The organism is Arcicella lustrica, assembly GCF_034930985.1.
Classification (GTDB): domain Bacteria; phylum Bacteroidota; class Bacteroidia; order Cytophagales; family Spirosomataceae; genus Arcicella; species Arcicella lustrica.
Genome location: NZ_JAYGIM010000003.1, coordinates 131,109 through 157,804, shown reverse-complemented (window position 1 = coordinate 157,804; position 26,696 = coordinate 131,109). Strand labels below are relative to the sequence as shown.

At 35.0% G+C, this 26,696-nt stretch carries 21 protein-coding genes; 7 read left to right on the top strand and 14 right to left on the bottom strand.

The window, feature by feature from the left end; translation table 11 throughout:
• Positions 1-24: 24 nt before the first annotated feature.
• The 3 genes from VB798_RS04055 (at position 25) to VB798_RS04045 (ending at position 5,542) form a co-directional block, all read left to right on the top strand.
• Positions 25-3,297, top strand: coding sequence for a VCBS repeat-containing protein (locus VB798_RS04055; RefSeq protein ID WP_323256239.1), 3,273 nt, complete (start codon positions 25-27; stop codon positions 3,295-3,297).
• Positions 3,298-3,341: 44 nt separating this feature from the next.
• Positions 3,342-4,694 carry a vanadium-dependent haloperoxidase gene (locus VB798_RS04050; protein ID WP_323256237.1) on the top strand — a complete coding sequence of 451 codons (1,353 nt, stop codon included), beginning with the start codon at positions 3,342-3,344 and terminating at the stop codon, positions 4,692-4,694.
• Positions 4,695-5,056: 362 nt separating this feature from the next.
• A complete protein-coding gene (locus VB798_RS04045; protein WP_323256235.1) occupies positions 5,057-5,542 on the top strand; it encodes a hypothetical protein in 486 nt (161 codons plus the stop codon).
• A 172-nt stretch (positions 5,543-5,714) separates the two neighbouring features.
• On the opposite strand, the gene tnpA is transcribed toward VB798_RS04045, so the two are convergent.
• The 9 genes from tnpA to VB798_RS04000 all read right to left on the bottom strand — a co-directional run bounded on the left by tnpA (position 5,715) and on the right by VB798_RS04000 (position 15,029).
• On the bottom strand, positions 5,715-6,176 hold the full coding sequence (gene tnpA / locus VB798_RS04040) for an IS200/IS605 family transposase (RefSeq protein WP_323256233.1): 462 nt from the start codon (positions 6,174-6,176) through the stop codon (positions 5,715-5,717).
• Between the two features lie 258 nt (positions 6,177-6,434).
• The gene (locus VB798_RS04035; protein WP_323256231.1) at positions 6,435-7,901 is read right to left on the bottom strand and encodes an amidohydrolase; all 1,467 of its coding nucleotides are present in this window, start codon (positions 7,899-7,901) and stop codon (positions 6,435-6,437) included.
• Between the two features lie 21 nt (positions 7,902-7,922).
• Positions 7,923-8,648: a nitroreductase family protein gene (locus VB798_RS04030; protein ID WP_323256229.1), complete on the bottom strand. Its 726-nt coding sequence runs from the start codon at positions 8,646-8,648 to the stop codon at positions 7,923-7,925.
• A gap of 104 nt (positions 8,649-8,752) precedes the next feature.
• Positions 8,753-9,376 (bottom strand): gliding motility lipoprotein GldD, encoded by a 624-nt coding sequence (gene gldD / locus VB798_RS04025; protein ID WP_323256227.1) that lies wholly within the window; start codon positions 9,374-9,376, stop codon positions 8,753-8,755.
• Positions 9,377-9,474: 98 nt separating this feature from the next.
• Positions 9,475-10,254, bottom strand: coding sequence for a TIGR00266 family protein (locus VB798_RS04020; RefSeq protein WP_323256225.1), 780 nt, complete (start codon positions 10,252-10,254; stop codon positions 9,475-9,477).
• Between the two features lie 108 nt (positions 10,255-10,362).
• Positions 10,363-11,151, bottom strand: coding sequence for a lysophospholipid acyltransferase family protein (locus VB798_RS04015; RefSeq protein ID WP_323256223.1), 789 nt, complete (start codon positions 11,149-11,151; stop codon positions 10,363-10,365).
• A gap of 315 nt (positions 11,152-11,466) precedes the next feature.
• Complete coding sequence (locus tag VB798_RS04010; RefSeq protein ID WP_221432380.1) at positions 11,467-12,201, bottom strand: LytR/AlgR family response regulator transcription factor; 735 nt, start codon at positions 12,199-12,201, stop codon at positions 11,467-11,469.
• Positions 12,202-12,496: 295 nt separating this feature from the next.
• Positions 12,497-13,540: a sensor histidine kinase gene (locus tag VB798_RS04005; RefSeq protein WP_323256221.1), complete on the bottom strand. Its 1,044-nt coding sequence runs from the start codon at positions 13,538-13,540 to the stop codon at positions 12,497-12,499.
• Positions 13,541-13,823: 283 nt separating this feature from the next.
• The gene (locus VB798_RS04000) at positions 13,824-15,029 is read right to left on the bottom strand and encodes a pyridoxal phosphate-dependent aminotransferase (RefSeq protein WP_323256218.1); all 1,206 of its coding nucleotides are present in this window, start codon (positions 15,027-15,029) and stop codon (positions 13,824-13,826) included.
• Between the two features lie 282 nt (positions 15,030-15,311).
• Here VB798_RS04000 and nhaD point away from each other — a divergent pair, with 282 nt between their 5' ends.
• Positions 15,312-16,604, top strand: a complete 1,293-nt coding sequence (nhaD, locus tag VB798_RS03995; protein WP_323256216.1) for a sodium:proton antiporter NhaD — start codon at positions 15,312-15,314, stop codon at positions 16,602-16,604.
• 54 nt (positions 16,605-16,658) lie between these two features.
• Here nhaD and VB798_RS03990 read toward each other — a convergent pair whose 3' ends face one another.
• From VB798_RS03990 to VB798_RS03975, 4 genes are all read right to left on the bottom strand, one after another.
• On the bottom strand, positions 16,659-17,876 hold the full coding sequence (locus tag VB798_RS03990; RefSeq protein WP_323256214.1) for a peroxiredoxin family protein: 1,218 nt from the start codon (positions 17,874-17,876) through the stop codon (positions 16,659-16,661).
• A gap of 132 nt (positions 17,877-18,008) precedes the next feature.
• The gene (locus VB798_RS03985) at positions 18,009-19,250 is read right to left on the bottom strand and encodes an RsmB/NOP family class I SAM-dependent RNA methyltransferase (RefSeq protein WP_323256212.1); all 1,242 of its coding nucleotides are present in this window, start codon (positions 19,248-19,250) and stop codon (positions 18,009-18,011) included.
• 258 nt (positions 19,251-19,508) lie between these two features.
• Positions 19,509-20,393 carry a cysteine synthase CysM gene (gene cysM / locus VB798_RS03980; protein WP_323256210.1) on the bottom strand — a complete coding sequence of 295 codons (885 nt, stop codon included), beginning with the start codon at positions 20,391-20,393 and terminating at the stop codon, positions 19,509-19,511.
• 9 nt (positions 20,394-20,402) lie between these two features.
• On the bottom strand, positions 20,403-21,200 hold the full coding sequence (locus VB798_RS03975; RefSeq protein WP_407654137.1) for a serine O-acetyltransferase: 798 nt from the start codon (positions 21,198-21,200) through the stop codon (positions 20,403-20,405).
• Between the two features lie 210 nt (positions 21,201-21,410).
• Between VB798_RS03975 and VB798_RS03970 the strand changes: the two genes are divergently transcribed.
• From VB798_RS03970 to VB798_RS03960, 3 genes are all read left to right on the top strand, one after another.
• Positions 21,411-22,262 (top strand): SdiA-regulated domain-containing protein, encoded by an 852-nt coding sequence (locus VB798_RS03970; RefSeq protein WP_323256206.1) that lies wholly within the window; start codon positions 21,411-21,413, stop codon positions 22,260-22,262.
• 228 nt (positions 22,263-22,490) lie between these two features.
• Positions 22,491-23,186: a response regulator transcription factor gene (locus VB798_RS03965; RefSeq protein ID WP_323256204.1), complete on the top strand. Its 696-nt coding sequence runs from the start codon at positions 22,491-22,493 to the stop codon at positions 23,184-23,186.
• Positions 23,187-23,384: 198 nt separating this feature from the next.
• Complete coding sequence (locus tag VB798_RS03960; protein WP_323256202.1) at positions 23,385-24,923, top strand: glycoside hydrolase family 10 protein; 1,539 nt, start codon at positions 23,385-23,387, stop codon at positions 24,921-24,923.
• Here VB798_RS03960 and VB798_RS03955 read toward each other — a convergent pair.
• The gene (locus VB798_RS03955; protein ID WP_323256200.1) at positions 24,915-26,660 is read right to left on the bottom strand and encodes a hypothetical protein; all 1,746 of its coding nucleotides are present in this window, start codon (positions 26,658-26,660) and stop codon (positions 24,915-24,917) included. The two genes, VB798_RS03960 and VB798_RS03955, sit on opposite strands and share 9 nt — an antisense overlap.
• Positions 26,661-26,696 lie beyond the last annotated feature (36 nt).

The window sequence follows — 26,696 nt, the reverse complement described above, 5'->3', positions numbered from 1 at the left end:
AATTCATTCCAAATTTAGAATCGTATGAAATTGACTTATTCATTGTTACTACAGATGTTGTTTGGGTTAATTACAATTTCTGTAAATGCCCAATTTCGACTTGTTCCTTCTACTGAGTCTGGTGTAACTTTCGTGAATCAGTTGACCGAAACCGAAAAACACAATGTATTGGCTTATGAATACTTTTATAATGGTGGTGGAGTAGCAGTTGGAGATTTGAATAATGATGGATTATTAGATTTGTATTTTACTGGTAATATGGTGCAAGACCATATCTACCAAAACTTAGGGAGTTTGAAATTTAAAAATGTCACTTTGCAAGCTGGCATAAGTAAAGGTAGTGGCTGGAAAACTGGTGTAACTTTAGTAGATATTAACCAAGATGGTTGGCTAGATATTTATGTATGTTATTCAGGTGATGGTGATGCAAATTCACGACGTAATAAGTTGTATATCAATCAAAAAAATTTCACTTTTCAAGAAAAAGCCGCAGCTTACGGCCTTGATTCTCCCACTAATTCTACACAAGCTGCATTTTTTGATTATGATAAAGACGGTGATTTAGATTGTTTTTTACTCAACCATAGCATCAAAGATTATAAACGCTTTGATGCCTCGGTGCTAAAAGCCCAGCGGGACGAAACTGCTGGAGACCGTTTACTCAAAAATGAAAATGGAAAGTTTGTAGATGTAAGTGCTCAAGCTCATATCAAAGGCAATCCTTTAGGTTTTGGATTAGGCATTGCTATTGCTGATATTAACCTTGATGGTTGGCCTGATATTTATGTATCTAACGATTATATCGAACAAGATTACATGTATATCAACAATGGCGACGGTACTTTTACGGATAAATTGGAACAATCAGTTGGGCATTTGAGCCAGTTTTCGATGGGAAACGAAGTCGTGGATATGAACAACGATGGTTTACCCGATATTTTCACCCTTGATATGCTACCTGAAGACAATCGCAGACAAAAGCTGTTGTATGGCCCAGAGAATTATGAAAATTACAAAAGCATGATTCGCAATGGTTTTTATCACCAGATTATGCGCAATATGCTTCAGCTTAATAATGGGGACGGTACTTTTAGTGAGATTGCCCAATTAGGTGGAATCTCTAACACAGACTGGAGTTGGTCGCCTTTAGTGGCAGATTTTGATAATGATGGATTTAAAGATTTGTTTGTTACCAATGGGTACCTTCGTGATTATACCAACATGGATTTTATGAAGTTTTATGCAGACAAAGAACTTAAAGCAGCTCAGGGAAATCCGACAGCCATGATGGATATTTTGAAAGAAATGCCATCTACGGCTACTCAGAATTATATTTTTAGAAATAATGGAAAATTGCAGTTTGAAAATAAAACGAAAGATTGGCACTGCGATCAACTTTTATTATCGAATGGTGCCGTCTATGCCGATTTAGATAATGACGGTGATTTAGAAATTATTACCAGTAATGTTAATAAAGAGGCTACTATTTATCAAAATGAAATTACTTCATCGCAACATTACCTAAAGGTTGAGTTTAGTGATATGGCTAAAAGTAGCAATTATGGAGCTAAGGTTTGGGTATATCATCAAGGGAAAATGCAATATCGTGAATATTACCCAACCCGTGGATTTCAGTCATGTATGTTGATGCCTTTGCATTTTGGCGTTGGCGAACATACTTTAATAGATAGCGTCAAAGTAGTTTTTGCTAATCAAACTTCTCAGCTATTTAAATCACTAAAGGCAAATCAAGTTTTAAGTGTAAGTCCAGAGAAAAGTACTAAAGCTATTCTTCCAAAAGCTACAGCCAGCTTATTTGTAGCTGTCAAAAATGATACAATTCCCTACGGAAATGTTGAGGATGATTATAATGATTTCAAACGTCAGTTATTGTTACCCAATATGCTATCCTATGTTGGACCAAAAGTAGTCAAAGGAGATGTGAATGGGGATGGTTTGGAAGATATATATATAGGTGGTTCAAAAGGGCAATCGGGTGCTATTGTACTTCAACAAGCTGATGGTTCATGGCTTGGGACTGAGCAAACAAGTATAGAATCAGATATCATGTGCACAGATACTGATGCTTTATTTTTAGATGTTGATAAAGATGGAGACCTTGATTTGTATGTAGTAAGTGGAGGTTATGCTTATCTGCCAGATGATTTGTTACTTCAAGATAGATTGTATCTGAATGATGGGAAAGGACATTTTACAAAAAAAGAAGACAATTTAATTACAGGAGATTTGAATAGTGATGCTTGTGTAGTTGCTTTAGATTTTGATCATAATGGTGATGTCGATTTATTCATTGGTGGGAGGGGAGTACCTGGCGCATATCCACTTGCAGTAACGAGCAGATTGTTACAAAATTACGGAAAAGGTTTTTTCACAGATGTTACCAAAACAATAGCACCAGCTTTTGATAAGCTAGGAATGGTTACGACTGCTAAAAGCTTAGATATTAATAAAGATGGCTGGGATGACCTAATTATTGCTGGAGATTGGCAAGCCATAACTGTTTGGATAAACAATAAAGGTACATTTGTTCAAGACGTTAGTGCTATTGTAGGAGAAGAACTGAAAGGGTGGTGGAATACAATGGAATTAGCTGATTTGGATAACGATGGAGATTTGGATGTGATTATGGGCAATTATGGCTTAAATAATCAGCTAAAACCTTCAGACAAAGAGCCTGTATCATTAGTCTATGGTGATTTTGACCAAAACGAAGCCATTGACCCATTTCTTTGTTATTATGTTCAAGGGAAAGCTTACCCGTTGGTAAGTCGTGATGAGGCTTTAAATCAGGTATTCGCTTTGCGTAGAAAGTTTACTAATTATGCCTCTTATGCCGAAGCCGAACTGAAAGATATGTTAAGTCCTGAGCAACTCAAATTAGCAGATACGCTAACAGCGAATACTTTTCAATCTGTCGTGCTAGAAAATAAGGGAAATGGGACGTTTCAGCCTATAGCTTTACCAATTGAAGCCCAATTTGCGCCAGTTTATGCCATTAATTTGATAGATGTCAACAAAGATGGTTTTGATGATTTGATTTTAGCAGGAAATCAGTTTCATAGTCGTATCAAAATAGGAAAGATGGATGCCAATTATGGAATGCTTTTCATCAATAAAAGGAATTGTCAATTTGAATATTTACCACAATATCAAGCTGGCTTTCAGGTAAAAGGAGAAGTGAGAGATATTTTGACCACGAAAAATAAAAACGGTCAACAAGTACATTTTTTTAGAAATAACGATACTGTTTCGAGTTATCAATTAATAGATAAATAAGAGTAGTAAATTGATTTATAACCACTGATAAAGCAATAAGGAAAATGAAAAAAATAAGTTTTATATATGTAATGATATGCTTAGGAGTATTATTACAAAATACTATACATGCTAAAGAAACGCCGTCTGTGACAGATACAAAAGCTTACGTGAAAGCTTTAAAGCAACTTACCGACGTTATGGTAAGCGATGTTACAGGTCCATGTGCAGCTGCACGTTATTATGCTTATGCCAATTTAGCTCCCTATGAAATTTTGTCGCATAATACTGCCAATGTCAAATTAGTAAAGCTGAAGGGAAAGTTAAATGCCTATCCCAACTTTGAAGATTTAAAATCTACAGTCCCCATCGCAGAAGACTTTGCCGCTATTTATTCTTTACTAAGAATGGGTGAAGATTTGTTGCCCTCAGGTTATACCTTAGAAAGTGCTCGTAAAGAATTAGTACAAAAGACAGTACAGTCTGGAAAAATAACTCCACAAGTTTTGCAAGCCTCTATTACTTATGCTGATTCAGTGGTGAAACGTTTAGTAAAGTATGCAGCTAAAGATGGCTATGTAAAAACCAGTGGCTATTTACGTTATACTCCTATCAATAAAGAGGGTTATTGGCAACCAACACCACCAGCATATACTGAAGCTTACGAACCACACTGGCGAACTCTCCGTCCTTTTGTGTTAGATAGCGCTGCTCAATTCAAGCCAGAGACGGTTATTCCATATAGTAAAGACAAAAATAGTGCATTTTATAAGCTTGCAAAAGACGTTTATGATGCTACTCAGCATCTCACAAAAGAACAAATTCATATTGCCAATTTTTGGGATTGCAACCCCTTTTTCTTAAATCAGAAAGGTCATGTTAGTTTTGGTACTAAGAAAATATCTCCGGGCGGACACTGGATGGGTATTACAGGAATAGCTTGTTTACAGAAAAAAGTGAACTTAGCTGAAGCAGTACGTTGGCATGCGATGGTAGGCATTACGATGGCTGATGCTTTTATTTCATGTTGGGATGAAAAATATAGGAGTAATAGAATTAGACCTGAAACTGTTATCAATGAGCAAATAGACCCTAATTGGCGAGGCTTGTTACAAACTCCACCTTTTCCAGAATATACCAGTGGACATAGTGTGATTTCCTCTGCAGTAGCAACAGTTCTAACGCATTTAGTCGGCGATAATTTCGCCTATACCGATGTTGTAGAAGTTGAGTTTGGTATTCCTCAACGTTCATTTAAATCATTTAAACAGGCCGCCTCAGAAGCCGCTATTTCTCGATTTTATGGTGGTATTCACTTCAAAGACTCCATCGAAAACGGACAAACACAAGGTGCAAACTTAGGTAAACATATAGTAAAAAAGATGCAGGATTTAGGTGTTTCGTCTTTTGTGAAATAAAGGATTGAAACTAATTCATTCTCAGTTTTATTATTCAGTATTCTCCATTTTTAAAATGTGGAATACTGAATGTTGATGTATTCACTCAACGTATGTACTAGGAAGTGCGTAAAAATATTGCCTTCTTTCTCCCCTTTAATACTACTCTTGTAGAGTCATTTACACAAAAAATAACAAAGTTTTCATGGGTTTTAACTGGTATAATTTTTTTGCTTAATTGTATGCTTGCGATTTGAGGAAGAAGTGTTTTTTTGAAATAGAATATTGAATTGAACAGGTTTTCTACTTTGAATAGATTGACATTTTGTTAATGGTTAATAGAGGTTTTAATCATCCGTTTTTCACATGAACACAATTATATCATGAAAATCATCAACGAAGAAATACTGAAAGGCTTGCTTAATATCTTCAAAATCAATAGTCAACGGATTGAGGTATATGGCAAATTATCTGAAACAATCTACACGCCAGAACTACAGCAACACTTCAAAACACAAGCAGACGAATCTACTTTGTTACTCAATGAACTCAATTCAATTTTATACCAGTCATTTGAGAATTCAGAAAGCCCTATTCTTTACGAAGACTCTACTATTGACCAATCTGTCTTTTATTTTGGTATGGCTCGTGCTTCTAATAATCCAAGAACCGTCATGGTTTCCTGTCAGTTTGGAGATGAATTTTTGATGAAAGCTTATCAAAAAATACTGGAATTTTTAGAAGTAAAATATATGCCTTCTTTAAATGATATTTTAACAAAACATTTGAAAAGTATCAAACACCAAAAGGTTAATATAGAAAATTTACTTTTGTCTAATTTGACAATGAAGTATTTTAAAATCCAATAGAAATAGATGAACGTATTATTTTAGTGACTGAGCTTCATGCTCTGCACGTAGTTTTTCTACTTGTAAAATATTTTCTGTCAATAAAATCCCCAAGGGATTAAATGCGTATAGCAGAATGAATACAATATACTATTCTTAGACCCTGAAAGAGTCAAATTAATTTCCATCAAAATTAGCTAATCCATTCAAACAGATATTCGTCTTTAAATGCTATTTCAAATTTTTTTAGAAATGAAATATACTCTTCTTTAAAGGTATGTTTTTGGTGATGCTCTTTTTGGTTATTGATATAACTTATGATATTGTCCAGTGCTGAATGGCTGTGAGAAAAAGCACCATATCCTTCTTGCCATTGAAATTTTGATGTAGTAAATCTTTTTTCATTAATAAAATCATTTGATGATTTTTTAATTTCTCGGACTAAATCTGATAAACAAGATGATGGCTTTAGCCCAATCAGAATATGGATATGGTCTGGCATTCCATTGATAGCCAACAATTTTTGTCCTTTATTTTTACAAATTCCAGAGATGTATTTGTAAAGTTCTTCCTCCCAGGTAGAATGAATTAAACTGTTTCTGCTTCTTACGGCAAAAACTACTTGGATATAGATTTGTGAAAATGTTCCTGCCATTTTATTAGAAGGTAGTGTGTATATTATTATTCGTTTTTAAATCCCGAAGGGACTAAATGTTTATAGAAAAGACAAATTAGGAGTCCAATGACCATGAAATGGTCAAATATTTATAGAGTAAAACAGATAAAGGATACGACTCCATCAGAGTCGAACAATCTTCTCATTTTTTTGCTATAAACATTTAATCCCTTCGGGATTTAGAACTAAATAATCCTTTGGGTTTGAATGTTTATAGCAAAGAATCAAGGCTTTCTATTACTTTCTATAATCTAAAGCAGGTTTTCTGTCGCCTAAAAGAGCTTCGTATTTAAAGTTAGCACCTCTTTTTTGTGTCCATTCTGCTTTTGCTTTGTCAATTAATGTTTGGTCTTTAAATAAATCTAATGCTGTACAAGCTAAAGTTTTAGCCGCTACAATCATACCTTTTTGCCCGATACCCATACCACTTGCAGCGGTTGATTGCCAACTATGCGCTGATGAACCCGGAACCCACGTAGCTGTTTGTAATCCTACCGTTGGAACTGTCCAACTAACGTCGCCTACATCAGTAGAGCCCCCGCTTGTTGCACTTTCTGAGCCATCACGAAAATCTTTAACCAAGGCTGCATTTTCGATAGGCTGTTTTTGTTCCCCTAAAGTCTCGCTTAATGATATGGCAAACTTTTTTTCTTCTTCATTGTACACTACACCGCCAACTTTAGCCAAGTTATTGTGCATTACATTGGCTAAAGTAATATTTGGCAACAAATTAAATACACCTCCTAATACTTCCCATTCAACTTTAGTGCCTGTTCCTAGTGCTGCACCTTGTGCTGCATTTTCTATACGCTTCCATACACCTTGAAGAATCTCACGGTCTTTATGGCGAGCGTAATAATATACTTCGGCATAAGCAGGTACTACATTGGGTGCTTCACCGCCTTTTGTAATCACATAATGGATACGAGTATCTTGTGGGATATGTTCACGCATCATATTAACCATCATATCCATTGCTTCAACACCATCTAAAGCAGAACGTCCACGTTCTGGAGATGCAGCAGCGTGTGAAGCAATTCCTTTAAAGCGAAACTTAGCATTTTTATTGGCTAAAGAAGTACCCGCATCGGCTGAATTTTGAGCGCCAGGATGCCAATGAAGTACTACATCGACATCATTAAAGAGTCCTTCTCGTACCATATAAACTTTACCCGAACCACCTTCTTCTGCGGGACAACCATAAATCTTGATAGTTCCTTTTTGACCAGATTTTATTAGCCAATTCTTTACTTCAACGGCAGCAGCGACTGATGCAGTGCCGAATAAATTATGTCCGCAACCATGACCGCCTTTTTGGTTGGGAATAGGACTAATCTCAGGAACAGCTTGTTGAGCTAAACCGGGTAGAGCATCGTATTCACCTAAAATACCAATCACAGGCTTGCCTTCTCCAAAGCTTGCAACAAATGCAGTAGGAATCCCTGCTATGCCTGCTTGTACCGTAAAGCCTTCTTTCTTTAGCTGTTCTTGTAAAAGTAAAGAACTCTTTTCTTCCATGTAACCCAATTCTGCAAAATTCCATATCTGTTTTGATATACCTGCATACTCATCGAAGCGTTTATCGATGTTGCTGATAATAGTTTGCTTGTCGGTTTCTGAAGATGAAGTTGTGCTTGCTTTTTTCTTTTGGGCATTTCCCAAAAATGACATGAGCGTGAGGGCGAGTAATAATGGTTTTTTCATAAAATAAAGATAGTTTGTTAATTATACTTCAAATATTACCTCTTGATTAGGCACACGGACTCTATCTGAATAAATACCTTCAGGTTTTCCAATGCCGCATGCTATAATCATATTAATTTCTGCTGAAGAAGGAAGCTTTAAGATTTTTTTAACTAAGTCGCTATCAAAACCTTCCATTGGGCAAGTGTCATAACTCTCTGATGCCATGCTTAACATAAATGTTTGAGCCGCTAATGCACATGATTTATGGCACATTACTCGCTGGTCGCCATGATTACGAATTCTCAAGAAGGGTTTATTAAAGCCCATGAAAAATACGATAATACTACGAAGTAAGGTATTAAAGCCGAATGGGTCATATCTGTAAACCAATGGCATTAATTTCTTGTAATAATCAAAAGCTCTAAGGTCTTTTTTAGTTAATTCTTTGCCTTCAAATTGTTTTTCAAGCTTGTCGATGTTCCATTGTACTCTTTCTTTCCATTTATCTTGGCGAGTCACAAAAACAACTAACTGACTAGCCGTTTTAGCAGCCGATTGCCCCATACAAGCTTTTGTTAGCGCTTCATGAACAGCTTTAGTTTTAATTTGATAAAACTCCCAAAGCTGCATATTACTGCTATTTGCAGAAAGTACTGATAATGCTAAGGATTTAGAAACGACGGATTCATCAAAAGGAGCATTGTTATCGAAAATTCTTACCGAGCGACGTCTATCTACAATGCTTTGAAATGTGGAGCCAAACATATTTTATGGTTAGGATAATTTGTAAATGTAATTTACTCGAAAATCCTTAAAATAAAAAGCCAATACCTAAGTACTGGCTTACTACAATGATATGATGACTTAGATTATTGTTTCCATTGAAGGGTGTTTACCATTTTAATAACATCCTTTTTAAGGTATTCAATAACGGGTTCTAGTGAATCACTTTTCAAGGCTGTGTTAAAGTAAAGTGCTCCACGTAAATAGTGCTTTGTTGAGTCGGTAGTGTAGAATTGTAGGTAGGTAGGTACTTCTCCTTCCAATCTCATCAACATTACTTTCTGGCCTTGTGGAGTCGTGAGGATAGAATTTTGAATAGATGATGCTTTTTGGCTATGTTTTGCTGCTAATTTATAAGCATCATCAATAAGCCTAGAAAGTTTAGTCGGATTATTATCAAGCGATTTGTAGGTAAGTTGAATCATCGCTTTGTAAGCTGGATAATACACATAAAGCCAATGAGGTTCTGCCCATGCTACGGTATCAGGCTTAATAATTGCCTGACTGGAATATTGGAAAGTATAAGGATGATTTTCAAGTAGTTGAACATAATGCGTTGAAGGCAAATCTATGCGGTTAAAACCTTTAGGCTTTGGTACGAAATCGCTATCGTCCTTTGTTTTTCTACAACTACTTAGTCCGAAAACAAGAAAAGTGCAAGCTAATAAGCTTGCACTAATTTGATGAAAAAATCCTTTTTGATAAATCATTGATTGTTTGAATGTAAAAACTTCATTCAAATGGATGAAGTTTTTATTGAATATGATAAATTGATTGTCGAGAGATGAAAACCACCGACAAACAACGTTTAGTCACCTAAAATATTTCCTAAGCCACCTAATACAGAACCACTTTCTTTATTCGCATTGCCACCATAAGGCGATAGTGTACGAATTAATTTAGATAATGGCATAGACTGAATCCAAACTCTACCAGTACCACGCATAGTGGCTAAGAAAAGCCCTTCACCGCCCAAAATCATAGATTTTAAATTACCAGCTTTTTGGATGTCGTAGCTTAAAGTTTGTTCAAAAGCTACAATACAGCCTGTATCAATTCTTAACGTTTCATTGTTTAAGTATTTTTCTACAATTGTACCACCAGCATGAACAAATGCTAAACCATCACCTTGAAGTTTTTCTAAAATGAAACCTTCACCACCGAAAAAGCCAGCGCCAATTTTTTGATTAAAAGTAATTGAAACCTTTGTTCCTAAAGCAGCACAAAGAAAACTATCTTTTTGAGCAATTAACGTATTTCCCGGAAGTGTTGCAAGGTTAATCGGGATGATTGTACCAGGATGTGGTGCAGCAAAAGCTACTTTACGTTTGCCATAACCACGATTGGTAAAATGCGTCATAAAGAGCGATTCGCCAGTTAATAAACGAGAACCCGCTTGAAAAAGCTTGCCAATTAATGAATTATCAGCACTTGAGCCATCACCCATTTTAGTTTCGAAAACAATGCCTTCTTCCATGTAACACATTGTGCCAGCTTCAGCAATAACGGTTTCGTTAGGGTCAAGTTCTACTTCTACTAATTGGATATCTTCTCCTATAATTTTGTAATCAATTTCGTGAGAGTACATGTTATTATCGTTTAGATTTTGATTGTTTATTTTATTCAAAGTAAATCTTATCCTTTCAAAAGATACAAAGATTTTGGATAACAGGTAGCAAAGTCTTTTGATTGGACTTTATGAGATACTTTCTTGAAAAATGCTTTGAGTTTGATGAGTAATATCTAGTGTTCCTTGAACAACTTCTTTGAATTTCTCCTTCAATGCTTCAACGTCATTACTAGTCATTCCTTTTGTTTCTATGGGTTTGTGTACGATTACTTTAACGGCTTTAGGCTTAAGGAGGTATTCCCCATCTTCTAAAATCTGAAAATTATTCAGAAAAGTAATCGGTACAATAGGTATTTGTTGATTGATTGCCATTACAAAACCACCGTCTTTCAAGGGAAGATGTAATTTGGGAGGATGTTTTGCTTTGATACCACCTTCTGGAAAAATGATGATACTTCTACCATTCTTCAAGGCTTTTAAGGAACGAGTGAGAGAAACTGAGCGGCTGTGCTTATCATTTCTATCTACCTGAATATGCAATTTTCTAAACATATAGCCGAATAGAGGTACTTTTTTGAGTCCAGCTTTTCCTACAAAGGCATAATAGTTTTTGATAACCAAGCCCATCACGGCAATATCTAAGTATGAAAAGTGATTGGCGCAAAAAACGTAAGTTTTGTTTACATCTATTTCAGCTTCATATTTTATATTGATGGGCATTCCAATTATTGGGAAGTAAAGCTTACCCCATAATCGGTTCAAATAATGAGCTTTCGGTTTCCATGTTTCTTTCTGAAGAAAAAGCCAGAAGAAAGGGAAGAGAATTAAAAATAACGATACAAACCAGAAAATAGCCCAAGCGGTATATAAAAATCTTAGAATTCGCATAAAGGCAAAGATAGTAAAATCTGCCATTCAGCCGATGGTCTTGCAGATAAATGATTGGCAATAAAAAAAGGTTTAATAGCCGCCACTATTAAACCTTTCTATGAGTAATTATTAAATTACCTTGAGCAAATATACTTAACTCATGATAACAAAAGCAAGAGAAAGTACATTTCCGCAGAAATAGGAGGATAAATTCTGTTTAACGGTTATGTTGTCCTGAAAAAAAGGATGAAGTGATGAATATTCATTTTGAAATTTTAAAAAACCGTTCAAGTGCGGAATGAAAAAAGTCCTCAAAATAAATTTTTGAGGACTTTTAGTGATAAAGTGATAAAAATCATTTTATATTCCCATCATATCTTTAAAGGCAACCGAGTTTCTGGTTGAAATTTCTAATTCGATTCCATTATTCAAAACAACCTTCATTCCACCTTTGTAATAAGAGTCTATTTCAGCAATATATTCAGTATTGATAATTTGCTGACGATTGGCTCTGAAGAAAGTGTTAGGGTCTAAACGTTCTTGAATTTTATTCAAAGAACGGTGAATCATCGGCCTGTTACTTCCGAAATGGAAACGACAGTAATTACCTACAGATTCAATCATGTATATTTCTGTTAACCTTACGAAATAACATTTGTCGCCATCTTTCAAGAAAATTCTTTTGTCTGGTGGAAGTCTTCCTTCCGAAACAGCTTCTGAAATTCTTGTTTGTTGGATTTCAGCACGGATTTTCTCAATTGTTCTTGAAAGTCTTTCGGCTTTCATCGGTTTCAAGAGATAATCCATTGCTTCCGATTCAAATGCTTGAATCGCATATTGATTATAAGCCGTTACAAATACTATTTTAGGAATGAATTCCAGTTCATCCAATAAGTCGAAACCATTTTTTTCTGGCATTTCAATATCCAAAAAAATCAAGTCAGGCTGTAAACGATGGATTTTTTCGATAGCATCGTCCACATTTTCGGCTTCATCAATGATTTGAATATCCGGATAGTCTTGTAACAAGTACTTTAATTCTTGGCGAGCTAACCTCTCGTCATCCACCAAGATAGTCTTAATTTTCTTACTCATTGGCTTAATATTGGACAAGTCTTGATATTGGCGATCAACAGCTCTTGGAGAGTAAGGTTTTCTATTAGCCATCTCACTTAACTGATTTGCAATAATTAATATAGGTCATCACCTGTGATCCTCTCAGGGGTAGTGCTCTAGTTGTACTTACCTGTATTTTCCGCTAATATAGTAAATTTCAAATCATTTTCAAGGAAAAAAAATGGCTTAATTAGCTTTTTTTTTCTTATTTATTTTTGATTAACGTTGAAATAAAGTTTTTTTGGCAAGAAAAAACAATATTATTAGAATGAAGTTACACTTTCAGGGGAATACTTACCTGAGCCGTTACCATATTGTCCTCTGCATAAATTACGATGGCATCTTTTAAGCCATAATTAATAAGAAGTCTTCTCTTAAGATTTTCTAAGCCAATTCCTTTTCGGGTCTTTTTCTCAGAATTTTCCGCCAAAATTGTGCCAGTATTCTGTATCCCAAAAACTAATAAATTATTTTTTTTATGGGCAAAAACAATGATTTCTCCGCCATTTTTTAGCTTACCAATACCATGCTTGATGGCGTTTTCTGCTAATAATTGTAATGACATCGGAGGAATTCTGGCTGCAAGCACACTTTTACTGACATTTGTTTTATAATTTAAACGGTCGTCGAAACGCATTTTTTCAAGATCAAGATAATTTTTTACAAGATTCAATTCTTCTTGAAAAGTAATATCTTTTAATTCATAAAATGAAAGCGACATTCTGAGTAAATCAGAAAGTTTAATGGTGGCATCTCTTGCCATTTTTGGCTCAGACAAAGTAAGTGCCTGAATACTGTTGAGTGAATTGAATAAAAAATGAGGGTTTAATTGACTTCGTAAACTTACTAATTCTACTTCTTTGATATGTATTTCGGCTTCAACTTTTGCTCTTTCTTCATGAATTGCTTTCTTAGCAAACTTAATTCCATGATAGAAAATAAACCAAGGCATGATGAATCTAAATGTTTTAACAAACTGAAAAGCATTGCCTAGAAAATCTGATTGAATATTATTGGAATATGGGATGGTAATATTCAGAAACAGAAAATCAATAAAGTAAACTACAATAGCAATAATAAAATTGGCAATGATGGGATACAAAATGAATTTTTGCCAATTGAGTGATTCTATCTTTTTAGGATTAACAATTGAATAATAAGTATGCGTACAACCAATAAATACCAGAAAGTTTGTGAATCCTGAAATGATAGCCGTAGATATATTAACGTCATAATAAATGTATTCGCTTGTTGTATAAACAATATATAGACTCCAACAAGTCAGTTGAATTGTCCAATATATTTTTTTCTTTTCCATACTCTTTAATCTTCTTATCGTCGTTAGGCTTTACTTCACAAAGTAATCAAAACAAATTTCATTATATCAATATTAGATATAAAATTTCCATAAATGAAAGATATAGTATATAAAAGTCCTTACAAAGAATTTTAATTATTTTACCAAATAAAATTATAGAATAGATACTTAACGAGATTTATGCTTTTACGGTATTGATATGAAGATATAAGGTAAATTATAAAAAAAATCCACAAGGTAACAACCTTGTGGACGTTTGTTTTTCAAATACTGAGAAAAATCATTATTTTAATTTCGCAACTGAGGCTTTAATTCTTTCGCAAGCTTCAACCAATTGTTCGTCAGCAGCAGCAGTTGAGATACGAACACAGTCTGGTGCACCAAAACTTGTTCCTGCTACAGTAGCAACGAAAGCGTCTGCTAAAAGCCACATAGAGAAATCATCAGAATCTTTGATTGTTGTTGTGCCATCAGATTTTCCGAAATAATAACTTACATCTGGAAAAGCATAGAATGCACCGTCTGGCATATTTACTTTGAAACCTTCGATTTCACGTAAAAGACCAACTACTAAATCACGGCGACGAAGATAAGCTTCTTTCATTTTGTAAGCTTCCTCTAAAGTACCGTTGAAAGCAACAGTAGCTGCTTTTTGAGCAATAGAGTTTGTTCCAGAAGTAACTTGTCCTTGTAATTTTTCAACACCATCAGCAATCCATTTTGCCGCAGCGATAAAACCAATTCTCCAACCTGTCATCGCATGACCTTTCGCAACACCATTTACAGTGATTACTTGGTCTTTAATTTCAGGAATTGAACCGATAGAAAAATGTCCAGCTTCTGTAAAGTTGATGTATTCGTAAATCTCATCAGCCATTACAAAAATATTTGGATGTTTCGCTACAATAGCACCGATAGCTCTTAATTCAGCTTCAGTATAAACAGAACCAGTTGGGTTGTTTGGCGAAGCAAACATCACCAATTTCGTTTTTGGAGTAATTGCTGCTTCAAATTGTTCAGGTGTTACTTTGAAATTATTATCAAAAGCACCATCAACAATTACTGAAGTACCTTCAGCTAATTTTACCATTTCAGAGTAAGAAACCCAATATGGTGCAAAAATGATTACTTCTTCACCTGGATTTACCAAAGTTGAAATCACGTTTGCTAATGAATGTTTCGCTCCTGTAGAAACAACGATGTTTTCAGGATTCCATTCGATATTATTATCACGTTTGAGCTTATCAGCAATCGCTTTGCGAAGATCAGGATAACCAGCTACAGGCGAATAACCATGAAAACCATCATCAATGGCTTTTTTGGCGGCATCGCAAATGTGCTTTGGGGTTTTGAAATCTGGTTCGCCTACTGAAAGGCTGATTACTTTGTGTCCCAGAGCAGCAAGTTCACGGGCTTTTTTTGTCATCCCGAGCGTTGCTGACTCCTCCAGTGCATTAATGCGGTCTGCGAGCGATACTATTGAACTCATTTTTGCTAGAATTTATTTATGGAAATCAGAAAGTCCTTCGAAGAACTTTCATAAGAAAAAAATTAAATCCCACAAAGTTAGAAGAGTATTATGGGATGCGAAAGAAAAAAAGGAATTTATTGAGTATTTCTGCTGCTATTTTGTAAATCATGAATGAAATTCTTGCATTTTTTCATTCTTTTCAATGCAAAATTTTCAAAGAAAGCTAATCTGTAAGTATAATCGTTTGAAATTAACAAGGATATTTATTTTATCTTTACCGACAACATAACTCATTAACGAATGCAGATTTTAATTATATCAATTTTTACAATAGGCTATTTAGGCATTGCTTTAGAACATCCTATCAAAATCAATAAAACAGCAACAGCTTTACTAACGGGAGTTTTATGTTGGACGATTTATGTGGTTTTTTCATCCGACAAAGAACTTGTTTTAAGCGAACTTTCACATCATTTAGGTTCAGTTTCTGAAATACTTTTCTTTTTGTTGGGTGCAATGACGATTGTAGAATTGATTGATGCCCATCAAGGTTTTAAATTAATTACCGACCGCATTACAAGTAAAAATAAAGTAACATTACTCTGGACGATAGCCTTTATTACTTTCTTTTTATCATCGGTATTGGATAATCTTACTTCAGCCATTGTGATGGTTTCGGTGATTCGGAAATTGATAAAAGATTCAGAATCTCGAAAACTGTTTGCTGGAATTGTAATTATTGCAGCAAATGCGGGTGGAGCATGGTCGCCAATTGGGGATGTAACAACTACGATGCTTTGGATTGGCGGACAAATTACACCAGTAAACATCATGAAAATGTTGTTGATTCCAAGTTTGATTTCCCTCATCATTCCATTGGTTTATTTAACCTTTCAATTAAAAGGCTCAGTAAAAAAAGCGAAAGAAGAGGAGGCTAAACCTGAAGAAGTACATCAAGTAATTATCCAAACGCAAAATTCTTTGATAATGCTTTTTACAGGATTCTGTACTTTATTGTTTGTTCCTATTTTTAAAACCCTCACACATTTACCACCTTATATGGGTATTTTGTTAGGATTGAGTATCGTTTGGATTGTTTCTGAAATACTGCATTCTGGTAAAGATGAAGAAGAGAAAAAGCCTTTTACTGTAGCCCATGCCTTGAGTAAAATAGATACTTCAAGTATTTTGTTTTTCTTAGGAATTTTAATAGCTATCAGTGCTTTAGAATCCACACATTTATTGACGGAATTGGCTACTTGGATGGATAAATCTATCGGGAATCAAGATATTATTGTAGTGGTAATTGGCTTGGCTTCGGCTGTAATTGATAACGTACCTTTGGTGGCGGCTTCGATGGGAATGTACGATTTAACGGCTTTCCCGACGGATTCGAAAATTTGGGAATTTATGGCATATTGTGCAGGCACAGGAGGGAGTATTTTAATTATTGGTTCAGCAGCTGGTGTAGCCGTAATGGGTATGGAGAAAATAGATTTTCTTTGGTATATGCGAAAAATCAGTTTTACGGCTTTACTTGGTTATTTTGCGGGTGTAGTAGCTTACTTATTGATTTTTGCTTTGTTACATTAAAAAATTTCAAAAGAGAAGACCAACAAATTTGCTGGGCTTCTCTTTTGAAAAATATTACTCTTTAATCAATTCATCAATTTTACTTTCAAATTCGTGAACCCATTCGGTATAATATTTCCCAGTACCGGGTCCAGAAAACCCTGCATGTGTTAAACGAATATCACCTTTTTTGTCTAAAACAATCGTTGTTGGAAAACCGATTACTTGGTTAAGTGAAGGTAAACTTTGCGAAGCACTTTCGGAACTATTTACGCCAGCATTTAATAACTGATAATCAATGCCGAAACGTTTGCGAAGTAGAGCCATTTTTTGTTTGAAAAATTCTGTTTCAGTCGATTTCTCATAAGCTAAACCTACTACTTCAAATCCACGAGCTTTATTTTTTTTGTAAAAAGGTACTAAATAATTAGTTTCGTCCATACAGTTCGGACACCAAGAACCTAAAATTTGTACAACTACTACTTTCCCTTTATAAGCATCGTCAGAAAGAGAAATTTTCTCGCCTTTTTCGTTTAAAAAAGAAAAATCAAAACGATCATATCCTTCTTTTAAAAAAGTGATTTTCCCTAAATCTGGCAAACTTGCATTTTCATCTCTTTGGGCTTCGAAGATTTTCGAACCTTTAATTCCTCCATAAAATTTCCCTGTAATTTTATCCCCATCTACTTTTGCTTTCAATAAAAAAGCGTGCGAACCGTCGAAAGTAGAAAGGAAAAGACTATCGCCAACAATGTTTCCGTCCATGTAACGATAATCGCCAGTAGTTGTTAAGAAAGAACCAGTTACAATTGTTCCTTTTTGCTGAAAAGTGCCCACTGCAAAACTTGCTTTTTGGGTTTCAGCGTTAATAAAATTAACTGACCATTTTCCTGTAGCATTGCCACGAATCGCCATTTTGTTCGTTCTAAATCTGTTTAAATAACCCAAACTAGCTTGAAATGGTGATTCTATATAAGATTTGCGACCTTTGTTTTTACGATAAAATCCCACCAACGATTGTGCATTTTTCTTGGCTACGATTTCTGCATCAAATAAAGAGATTGGAATAATTAGTGAATCGCCTTCTAAAGTAGCTTCGTCGGTTTTGAATCTTTCAGAAGCATTTAAAACGTAAACATCAAACTTGTTTTTGTTTTTAGTAGGTTTGATTTCAAGTCCAAAAGGTAAAGAGCCTCCATCAGTTTGAACAGTTGCTCGCCAACGAGTCGCTATTTGTGCTTCTACATGTTGACAAACCAGCATAAATAATAATAAAATGATTAATTTTTTCATTGTGAAGTAAATGATAGTTGATGAAATTTTTACAGAATACTTTAAGTAAGTAAATAGATATACTAAATATAGTAAATGAACAATTAAAAACCACTCAATAATTCATTTTGAGTGGTTTTTATGCAAAAATTATTATTTCTTCTGTAAACAAGCCATATAAAAGCCATCATAACCTTCTTTTGCTGTAGAAGTACGTCTTTCACCTAAAAACTCCCATTGGTCACCAAACTCAGCCATGAAACGTTTGATGTGATTTTCGCTTTCAGAAGGCAAAAGGCTACAAGTAGCAAAAACCATTTTTCCACCTTGTTTCAGCATGGCAGCATATTCAGTAAGAATATTCCATTGAGTAACTTTTAAGTTATCAATAAACTCAGGTGTTAATTTCCATTTTGAATCAGGATTTCTACGGATTACACCTAAACCCGAACAGGGTACATCCAATAATAATCTATCTGCACTGGCTTCGTATTTTTTCAATACTTTTGGGTCGATGAGCTTTACTTCGATGTTATCAACACCATTTCTTTTGGCTCTTTTCATCAATTCTACCAACTTGTATTCTTCAATATCCATTGATACAATTTTGCCTTTGTTTTCCATCAAAGCTGCCAAATGCAATGATTTCCCACCTGCACCTGCACAAGCGTCAATTACTCTCATTCCCGGTTGAACATCCAAAAATGGAGCAATCAACTGCGAACCTGCATCTTGTACTTCAAAAAAACCTTGTCTGAAATAATCGGTTCTGAAAATACTCTGACGTTGTCTTAGTATTAAAGCATCTGGCAAACCTTCGGGAACGATGGTTTCGATGTCGATGGCATCCAACAAATCTTGTAATTTATCTTGATTGGTTTTTAACGTATTGGCTCTTAAAACGACTGGTGCTTGTTCATTCATTGCCATAATTTCTTCCGACCATTTTTCTTCGCCCAATTCTGAAGCACATAACTGATCTAGCCAATCGGGAACAGATTCACGTACTTTACGAATTAACATTCCTTCCTCAAAACGGTCTAAAATTTTTGCTGCTTGAATATGTGAGAATTCTTCCCATTTAGGTAAAAAATCAACGTTATCCGCATTGGGATACAAGCGTTTTTTGATTAATAACCAAGAACCAACAATTTGCCAGAAGTAAGGAGCTTTCAGTTTATCTTCATAAAGGTTGTTCGAGAAAAGTATCAAACGCCAGTAACGAACAATTTCATAAGTAGTTTCGGCAATGAAGGCACGGTCACGACTGCCCCATTGTTTGTTTGATTTTAACGTTTGCTCAATTACTCTGTCAGCTTGACGAGGATTTTTTACGAAAAATATTTCTTGCAGAGCCTTTACGGTTGCTATCACTAATGGACGATGAAGACGCATTCTAATATTGGATTATCGAATTTCAATTGTATTAATACTTACAAAGTTCCGAAAATTTGTTGAGACTTACTCTTTTTTGTAGGATTGGCTCTTGGAATTCACCTTTTTGAAAATATTTAATTTTATTTTGAAAAATAATTTAATAGTTTTTCATTGATGAAACAAAAGTATATCGTTGGACGTTTTACCATCATATCGGAAATAAAACAAAAAAGCCCTGCTTCACAGCAAGGCTTTTTTTATGGTCAAGGAATCTTATCAACTCCCAAATAAATCACTTGAAAGGTATCTGTCGCCACGGTCGCAAATGATACAAACGATAATGCCAGATTCTAATTCTTGAGCTAAACGAACAGCCGCAGAAGCCGCTCCTCCGCTACTCATTCCTCCAAAGACGCCTTCTACTTTTGCTAAAGTATTAGCCATTTCACGAGCTTCTTTTTCAGAAATATCCATGATTCTATCTACTCTTGAAGCATCAAAAATTTTCGGCAAATATTCTTGCTCCCAACGACGAATACCCGGAATTTTAGCACCTTCAGTCGGTTGACAACCTACGATTTGAATATCAGGATTTACTTCTTTCAAAAATTTTGAAGTACCCATAATCGTTCCTGTAGTTCCCATTGAGCTAACGAAATGGGTTACTTTATGGTCGGTATCTCTCCAGATTTCTGGTCCAGTGGAGTGGTAATGAGCCATGTAATTATCTGGATTCGAGAATTGGTCTAACATAAAGAAACCACCTTCTTTTACTTTAGTTTCAGCATAATCTCTTGAGCCTTCAATCCCAACGCTGGCAGGCGTAAGGGTTACGGTTGCACCGAAAGCCTCCATCGTCAATACTCTTTCACGAGTAGAGTTTTCGGGCATTACTAATTCAATATCAAGTCCGTACAAACGAGCAATCATGGCTAAAGCGATACCAGTATTTCCAGAAGTCGCTTCAATCAATTTTGTTCCTGGTTTTATTTCTCCACGTTCTACCGCTCCACGAATCATGCCATAAGCCGCACGGTCTTTTACCGAACCGCCTGGGTTGTGTCCTTCTAATTTTCCGTAAATTTTTACCTTTGGATTTGGGTTGATTCTGTTTAATTCAACAATTGGCGTATTGCCAACTAAGTCTAAGAGTGTTGCCATTCAATTATATTACTGCAATATTTTTACCTGTTCTTGGTGATATATTTTTGTGAAAGAAGGAATGCTGCGAGTGAGCCAAACATTTCCTCCGATGATAGAATTTGCGCCAACAACTGTTTCTCCACCTAAAATGGTTGCTCCAGCATAAATCACAACGTGGTCTTCAATTGTTGGATGGCGTTTCAGCGAAGCCATTTCTTTGCTAACCGATAATGCACCTAAAGTAACGCCTTGATATAGTTTTACATGCTTACCAATGTTAGTGGTTTCGCCAATTACTACGCCAGTACCGTGGTCAATCATGAAATACTCATCAATTGTTGCACCAGGATGAATATCAATTCCTGTTTTAGAATGTGCATATTCCGTTAAAATTCTTGGTACAATTGGCACATTCATTTCTAATAAAGCATGTGCAAGTCGATAAAAGATGATGGCATAAAAGCCCGGATAGGCTCTAATTACTTCATATTCACTTTGAGCGGCTGGGTCGCCCATCATGATTGCCTGAATATCAGTTAATAATACTCGGTAAATTTCTGGAAGTTTCTGAATATAGGCCGCTGCCAAAGTACGGGCATCTTCATCAAGATGCTGTTGCATGGAACGGAGTAATCTGGTAAGTCTTAACTGGATTTGGTCAAACGCTTCTTGTAGTTCATCTACACAGCCAAAATGGCGCTGTGTTTGTTCAGGAAACAATGCCAGCGAAATGTCGGTGAACAATTCTTTAACCGTCGAAGTGGCAGGAAAAGTATTGGGTTTGGAATGTTTTTGGCAAAGAGCCTCTAAAAAACTATTGGGCAACATTTGAGACATTGTTTATCAAATATGTTATTAGAAAACTGATAAGATATTTGGCAAAGCATAAAATAAAACCTTATTGTTTTGCTTTATAATTGAGACGATTAACCTGCGGTTAAGTAAATTTCACGCAATGATAACGATAAATGTACTGAATTGATTCTGTTTTGATAAAAAAATCGTTAATTACAACCCAATCTAAATTCTTAAATTATGTTCCAATCCAAAATTGTTTTATGGTTATTCAATCTTCAATTATTATTCTGTAGTTGTCATAAAGAAAGTAGCCAAAGTGATTTTTCGAAAGGACGACACTTCTATAAAGTAACAGAAACCGGGAAATTGGCTTCAGAAGTAAACGAATGCTCTGGTTTGATAAAAAGTTCAAAAGACACTACTTTCTGGACACACAACGATAGTGGAGGCAAACCTGAAATTTATGAAGTAGATATTCATGGAAAACTGCTATCGACTATCAATTTTACCAATTTGGAAAATCAAGATTGGGAAGAAATTACTCGTGATAACAATGGAAATCTGTATATTGGAGACATCGGAAATAATGAAAATAAAAGAAGGAGCCTGACGATTTATAAAGTGAAAGAATCAGAACCATCAAAAGTTGAAACAATTTCATTTCATTATGCCGATCAAGAACGTTTCCCACCAGCCAAAGAAGATAAGAATTTTGATTGCGAAGCATTTTTTACTCATGGCGATAGTTTGTACTTGTTCTCTAAAAACAGAGGAAATAATTTGGTGAAAATGTATGCCGTGCCAAGCAAAGCTGGAAATTATGCACTTTTGCCCAAAGGAGAAGTATTGATTAATGCGATGGTGACAGGAGCGGCGATTAGTCCAGATGAGAAAACCTTTGCCTTGCTAACTTACGGAAAGGTAGTCTTTTTCGGAATTAAGAATCAGCAAATAGACTTTAAGCATCCTAAGAAATGTTATACTTTTGCTTTTCAACAATCGGAAGCAATTACTTTTTTAACGAACAATATCTTGTTAATTTCAAATGAACAAGGCAAATTGGCTAAAGTACAAATTGAAAAAAAATGATGAATTAGTTGTGAAGCAAAATATTCATCTTCATTTTGTACAAATAACCAATTTTAATTTGTACAAAGTTGATGTGTAGCTTACTTTCATAAATTCTATAAAGATTCCCTGATTTAGATTTAACAATTCCGTAATATTGGGCTTATTAATTTTGCATTAACAATTGAGCAACACAAGTATTGAATTAGGAAAATCTTAATAAAATTACGATTCGTTGCAAACTAAAATATGGCAAACGCATTACCTATTCCCAAAATTTTACTGGTTGATGACGATCCAGACATCATTGAACTGTTAGAGTATAATCTTCAAAGAGAAGGTTTCGAAATTCAATCTGCTTTAGATGGCGTTCAAGCTGTAGAAGTAGCCAAATCTTTCAAACCCGATTTGATTTTATTGGACGTAATGATGCCTCGTCAGGATGGTATCGAAACAGCAAGACAGCTTCGTCTTATTCCAGAATTCAAAGAAGTTTATATTTTGTTTCTTACGGCTCGTGCTGAAGAATATACAGAAGTAGCCGCTTTTGATGTTGGTGCAGATGATTATATCGTGAAGCCGATTAAACCAAGAGCTTTGGTAAGTAGAATCAAAGCAATGTTTAGGCGTGAGGCACAGCAAATTGAAAGCGATGAGAAGATTGAAATTGGGCAATTGGTGATTAATCGTACTAATTACAGTGTATTGAACGACGGAAACCCATTAGTGATGCCTAAGAAAGAATTTGAATTACTTTCGTTTTTGGCAAAACATCCTAATAAAGTATTCAATAGAGATGAATTATTAGAAAAAGTATGGGGTACTGATGTTTACGTTGTTGAAAGAACGGTAGATGTTCATATCAGAAAGCTTAGAGAAAAAATCCCAGAACATTATATCAAAACGCTTAAAGGCGTTGGTTATATGTTTACTTTAGAAGATTAATATATAGATTTTTGTGAAAAAACAGAAGATATTTGCTTGATAAACAAGTGATTGTCTTCTGTTTTTTTATTCCCTTCTTCCGAATATTTTTCAGATTGTCAATTTCAGGCATAATTCCTTATTTTTGTACAAATACATTTAGCCTTTATACGAGATTTTATTTGGTAGTCTGCTTACCAAACGAGCCTCTTTTAGATAATGACCAATCGATTTATACAAATATTTTTCTTTTTTTGTCTTTCTTGTTCTGGCTGTAACGCTCAGAACTCAGCGCTAAGTAAACCTCAGAAATATGAATTCAGAGCAGCGTGGATTGCCACCGTTGAAAACATTGATTGGCCCAAACGTGGTCAGTATAACTCTGAACTTCAAAAGCAAGATTTTATCAGAATCTTGAACGAACATAAAAAGTCAAATCTGAATGCTGTTTTTGTACAAGTACGAGATGCCTGCGATGCTTATTATGCTAAAAGTACAGAACCTTGGTCTGAGTTTTTGACAGGTCAACAAGGGAAATTTCCTACTCCGTTTTATGACCCGCTTAACTTTATGATTGAAGAAGCCCACAATCGAAATTTAGAATTTCATGCTTGGCTAAACCTCAATCGTGCTACTTTTAAGAAATCAAGAACACTTGCTCCTGACCATATCAGCGTTACAAAACCAGAATGGATGTTGGTTTATGATGGACAAAAATTATTGAATTTCGGCATTCCAGAGGTAAGAAAATACATCACTGACGTTGTGGTTCAGATTGTGAAAAATTATGATGTAGATGGCATTCATTTTGACGATTATTTTTATCCTTACGAAGTAACAGGTGAGGTTTTGAAAGATGAAGAAACCTTTAAAAAATATAATGGAGGAATAAAAAATATTAACGAATGGCGAAGAAGTAACACCGATTCCTTGATTTATCAAATTAGTGATGCCATCAAAAAAATAAAACCAAGAGTGAAATTTGGGATAAGTCCATTTGGTGTTTGGCGAAATTTTAGCCTTAAAAACCCTGATGGTTCTTGTACGCAGGCAGGGCTAACATCTTATGATAATTTATACTCCGATACTCGTAAATGGCTTCAGCAAGGCTGGATAGATTATATTGCCCCACAGATTTACTTTGAACATGCACATAGCAAAATTCCTTATAACGAATTAGCCCTTTGGTGGAAAGACAATACTTTTGGCAAGCATTTATACATCGGTCAAGGAATTTATAAAATCAAAGCAGGTTGGTCATTAACAGAAGCGCCAAAACAAATCCGATTCAATCGTGAAAATATTTCAAGCCAAGGAAGTATATTCTTTAGTTCAAGAAGTTTGACCGAAAATTACGGAGGCTTTCAAGATACTTTAAGGAGAAATTATTATCGTTTTCCAGCATTAATTCCAGCGATGCCTTGGAAAGATAGTATCCCACCATTAGCTCCGCAAAAATTATTAGTGTTAAAGAATGATAAGGGCATTCCTGTATTGACTTGGCAACCAGGAGAAAAAGCAGTTGACGACGACCTTAATAATTATTATGCCGTTTATCGCTTTGAAAAGGGGGAAAAGCCAGATTTAACAAAAGCAGAAAAACTTATTTATATCGGCAAGCTAAATACTTTTGAAGATACAGTTGCTGAAAAATTTAGAGGCTACATTTATTGTGTAACCTCTTTTGATAGACTTCATAATGAATCGGAAGATTATGCCATGTTCACAACCGAGTATGGATATGAATCGTCAAAATAGCATTTGTCTGTATGGAATATTCCAACGAATTCCGAACGATTTGATGGTATTTGTATAATCTAAATCACTGTTTCCACTTTTATAATCACGGCTCAAGAATCGTAAATCAAGGAAGAAATTATGTTTTAGTTGATAAGAAGCCCTAACATCATAAATCATCGTTCTAGCACTTCTTCCTTGACCAATTTCATTACCATAATCATCATTATAAAGTACTTTCCTACTTCTGGTGTCATAGTCTTTTTGAATATTTTGTCCCCAGTTTTCAGTTGGATTTCTATCTTCTCCAAATTTTGCAAAAATAATATTTGCAGTGATATTGAGTTTCTTTAAAGCTTGCCAACGAATGATGTTAGACCATTCTACAAAATTAGCTCCGAGTGGATGTGCCAAAGCTTGGTTATATTGCGTATAATTAGCGCCACTATCATGGCTGTAAGTATATGGACGAGCAGCATTGACTTCAGTTTGGAAATCTAAATTACTGATTCCAAAAACATCAATGTACTTCAATCCAGCTTGTAAACCATTTTTATTCGCCCAATAACCTGTAGGTTTGAAAATCTCTTTTGCAATAAATTCATCTAACATCAACTGTCCATAAAGAGAAAAACGTTTAGCAAAATTCCATTTGAAATCGAAACCAATCAAAGCATTGTCGCCGCTTCCCTGAAAGCTTTCTATAGAACGATAAAAAATAACTGGATTCAAGTAATTCAAATCAAAGCCATCGCCATTAGTGCTATCTCTTTGAAAAACAATACTTTCAGAAATGCCAATATTGAAATTTTTAGAAAGATTAAGGCTCAAATGGTGCATCGCCATGTACTTCTTCGGGAAAATCTGGTCGTTTGGTTTTAAACCTGTATAAACTAGCTGAGTGAAGAGGTTTTGGTATTGAAATTTCCCAATATGCGTATTGATTTTAAGGAATAAATTAGGAGCGGCATTATCCGACAAAATCATCGAACGGAAGCCATTTCCAATAAAATTTTTATCATGCCCAAATTGTAATTGTATATTTTTGGTAGCCTGAAAAGTAATGTAAGCTCTTGCCGTGAAGAAATCTGTAGCATAAGCATTTTGCTTGAATTCTTTGGTTAGCCCTTCACCTGGCATACCGGGCAATCGAAGATTGGTTTGTCGGAGCTCATTTTGGTTATAGGCATCTACAAACGTTTTGACGTAGTCGGGAATATAAGCTTGGTTTTCGGAAATGAAAGTATAAAAACCTACTTTTTTATTAATCATTCCTCGAATTTCTATTCCACGAGTATTGATACTTGTACTTTTTTGAACACCGCCCGTAGCTGCACCAAATTCTAAATTAAGTACTGGGCTAACGTGGAGGTCGAGAATATCATCAGCATTTGAATAAGCGTCAGCTTTTTTTTGATAGAATATTTTCCAGAAAGGTTTTTTGCTATTGCCTGTAGTATCGTTATTCTTCCATTCCCAACTATCATTTTCCAAGTATGCTAAGTTGAATCTATCTTTATCCGATAAAATTATTGAATTACTTGCCCAAATACTATCGACGAGTTGAACTACACCTTTTCGAGTATAGGGTTTTACGCTTGTATGAAAACCTTCAGAAAATTTACCACGTTTTATTTCGTAACGGTCAATTAAATGATAATAATCTTGGTTTAAAGGAATAAAAACACTTTGTGCTTGAGTATAAACACTTACAACAGAACAAACTATAAAAGTAAAAAATTTTAATTTTTGATACATAATTTTACTAAGGTTTGGGCATTTCATTGTACAATT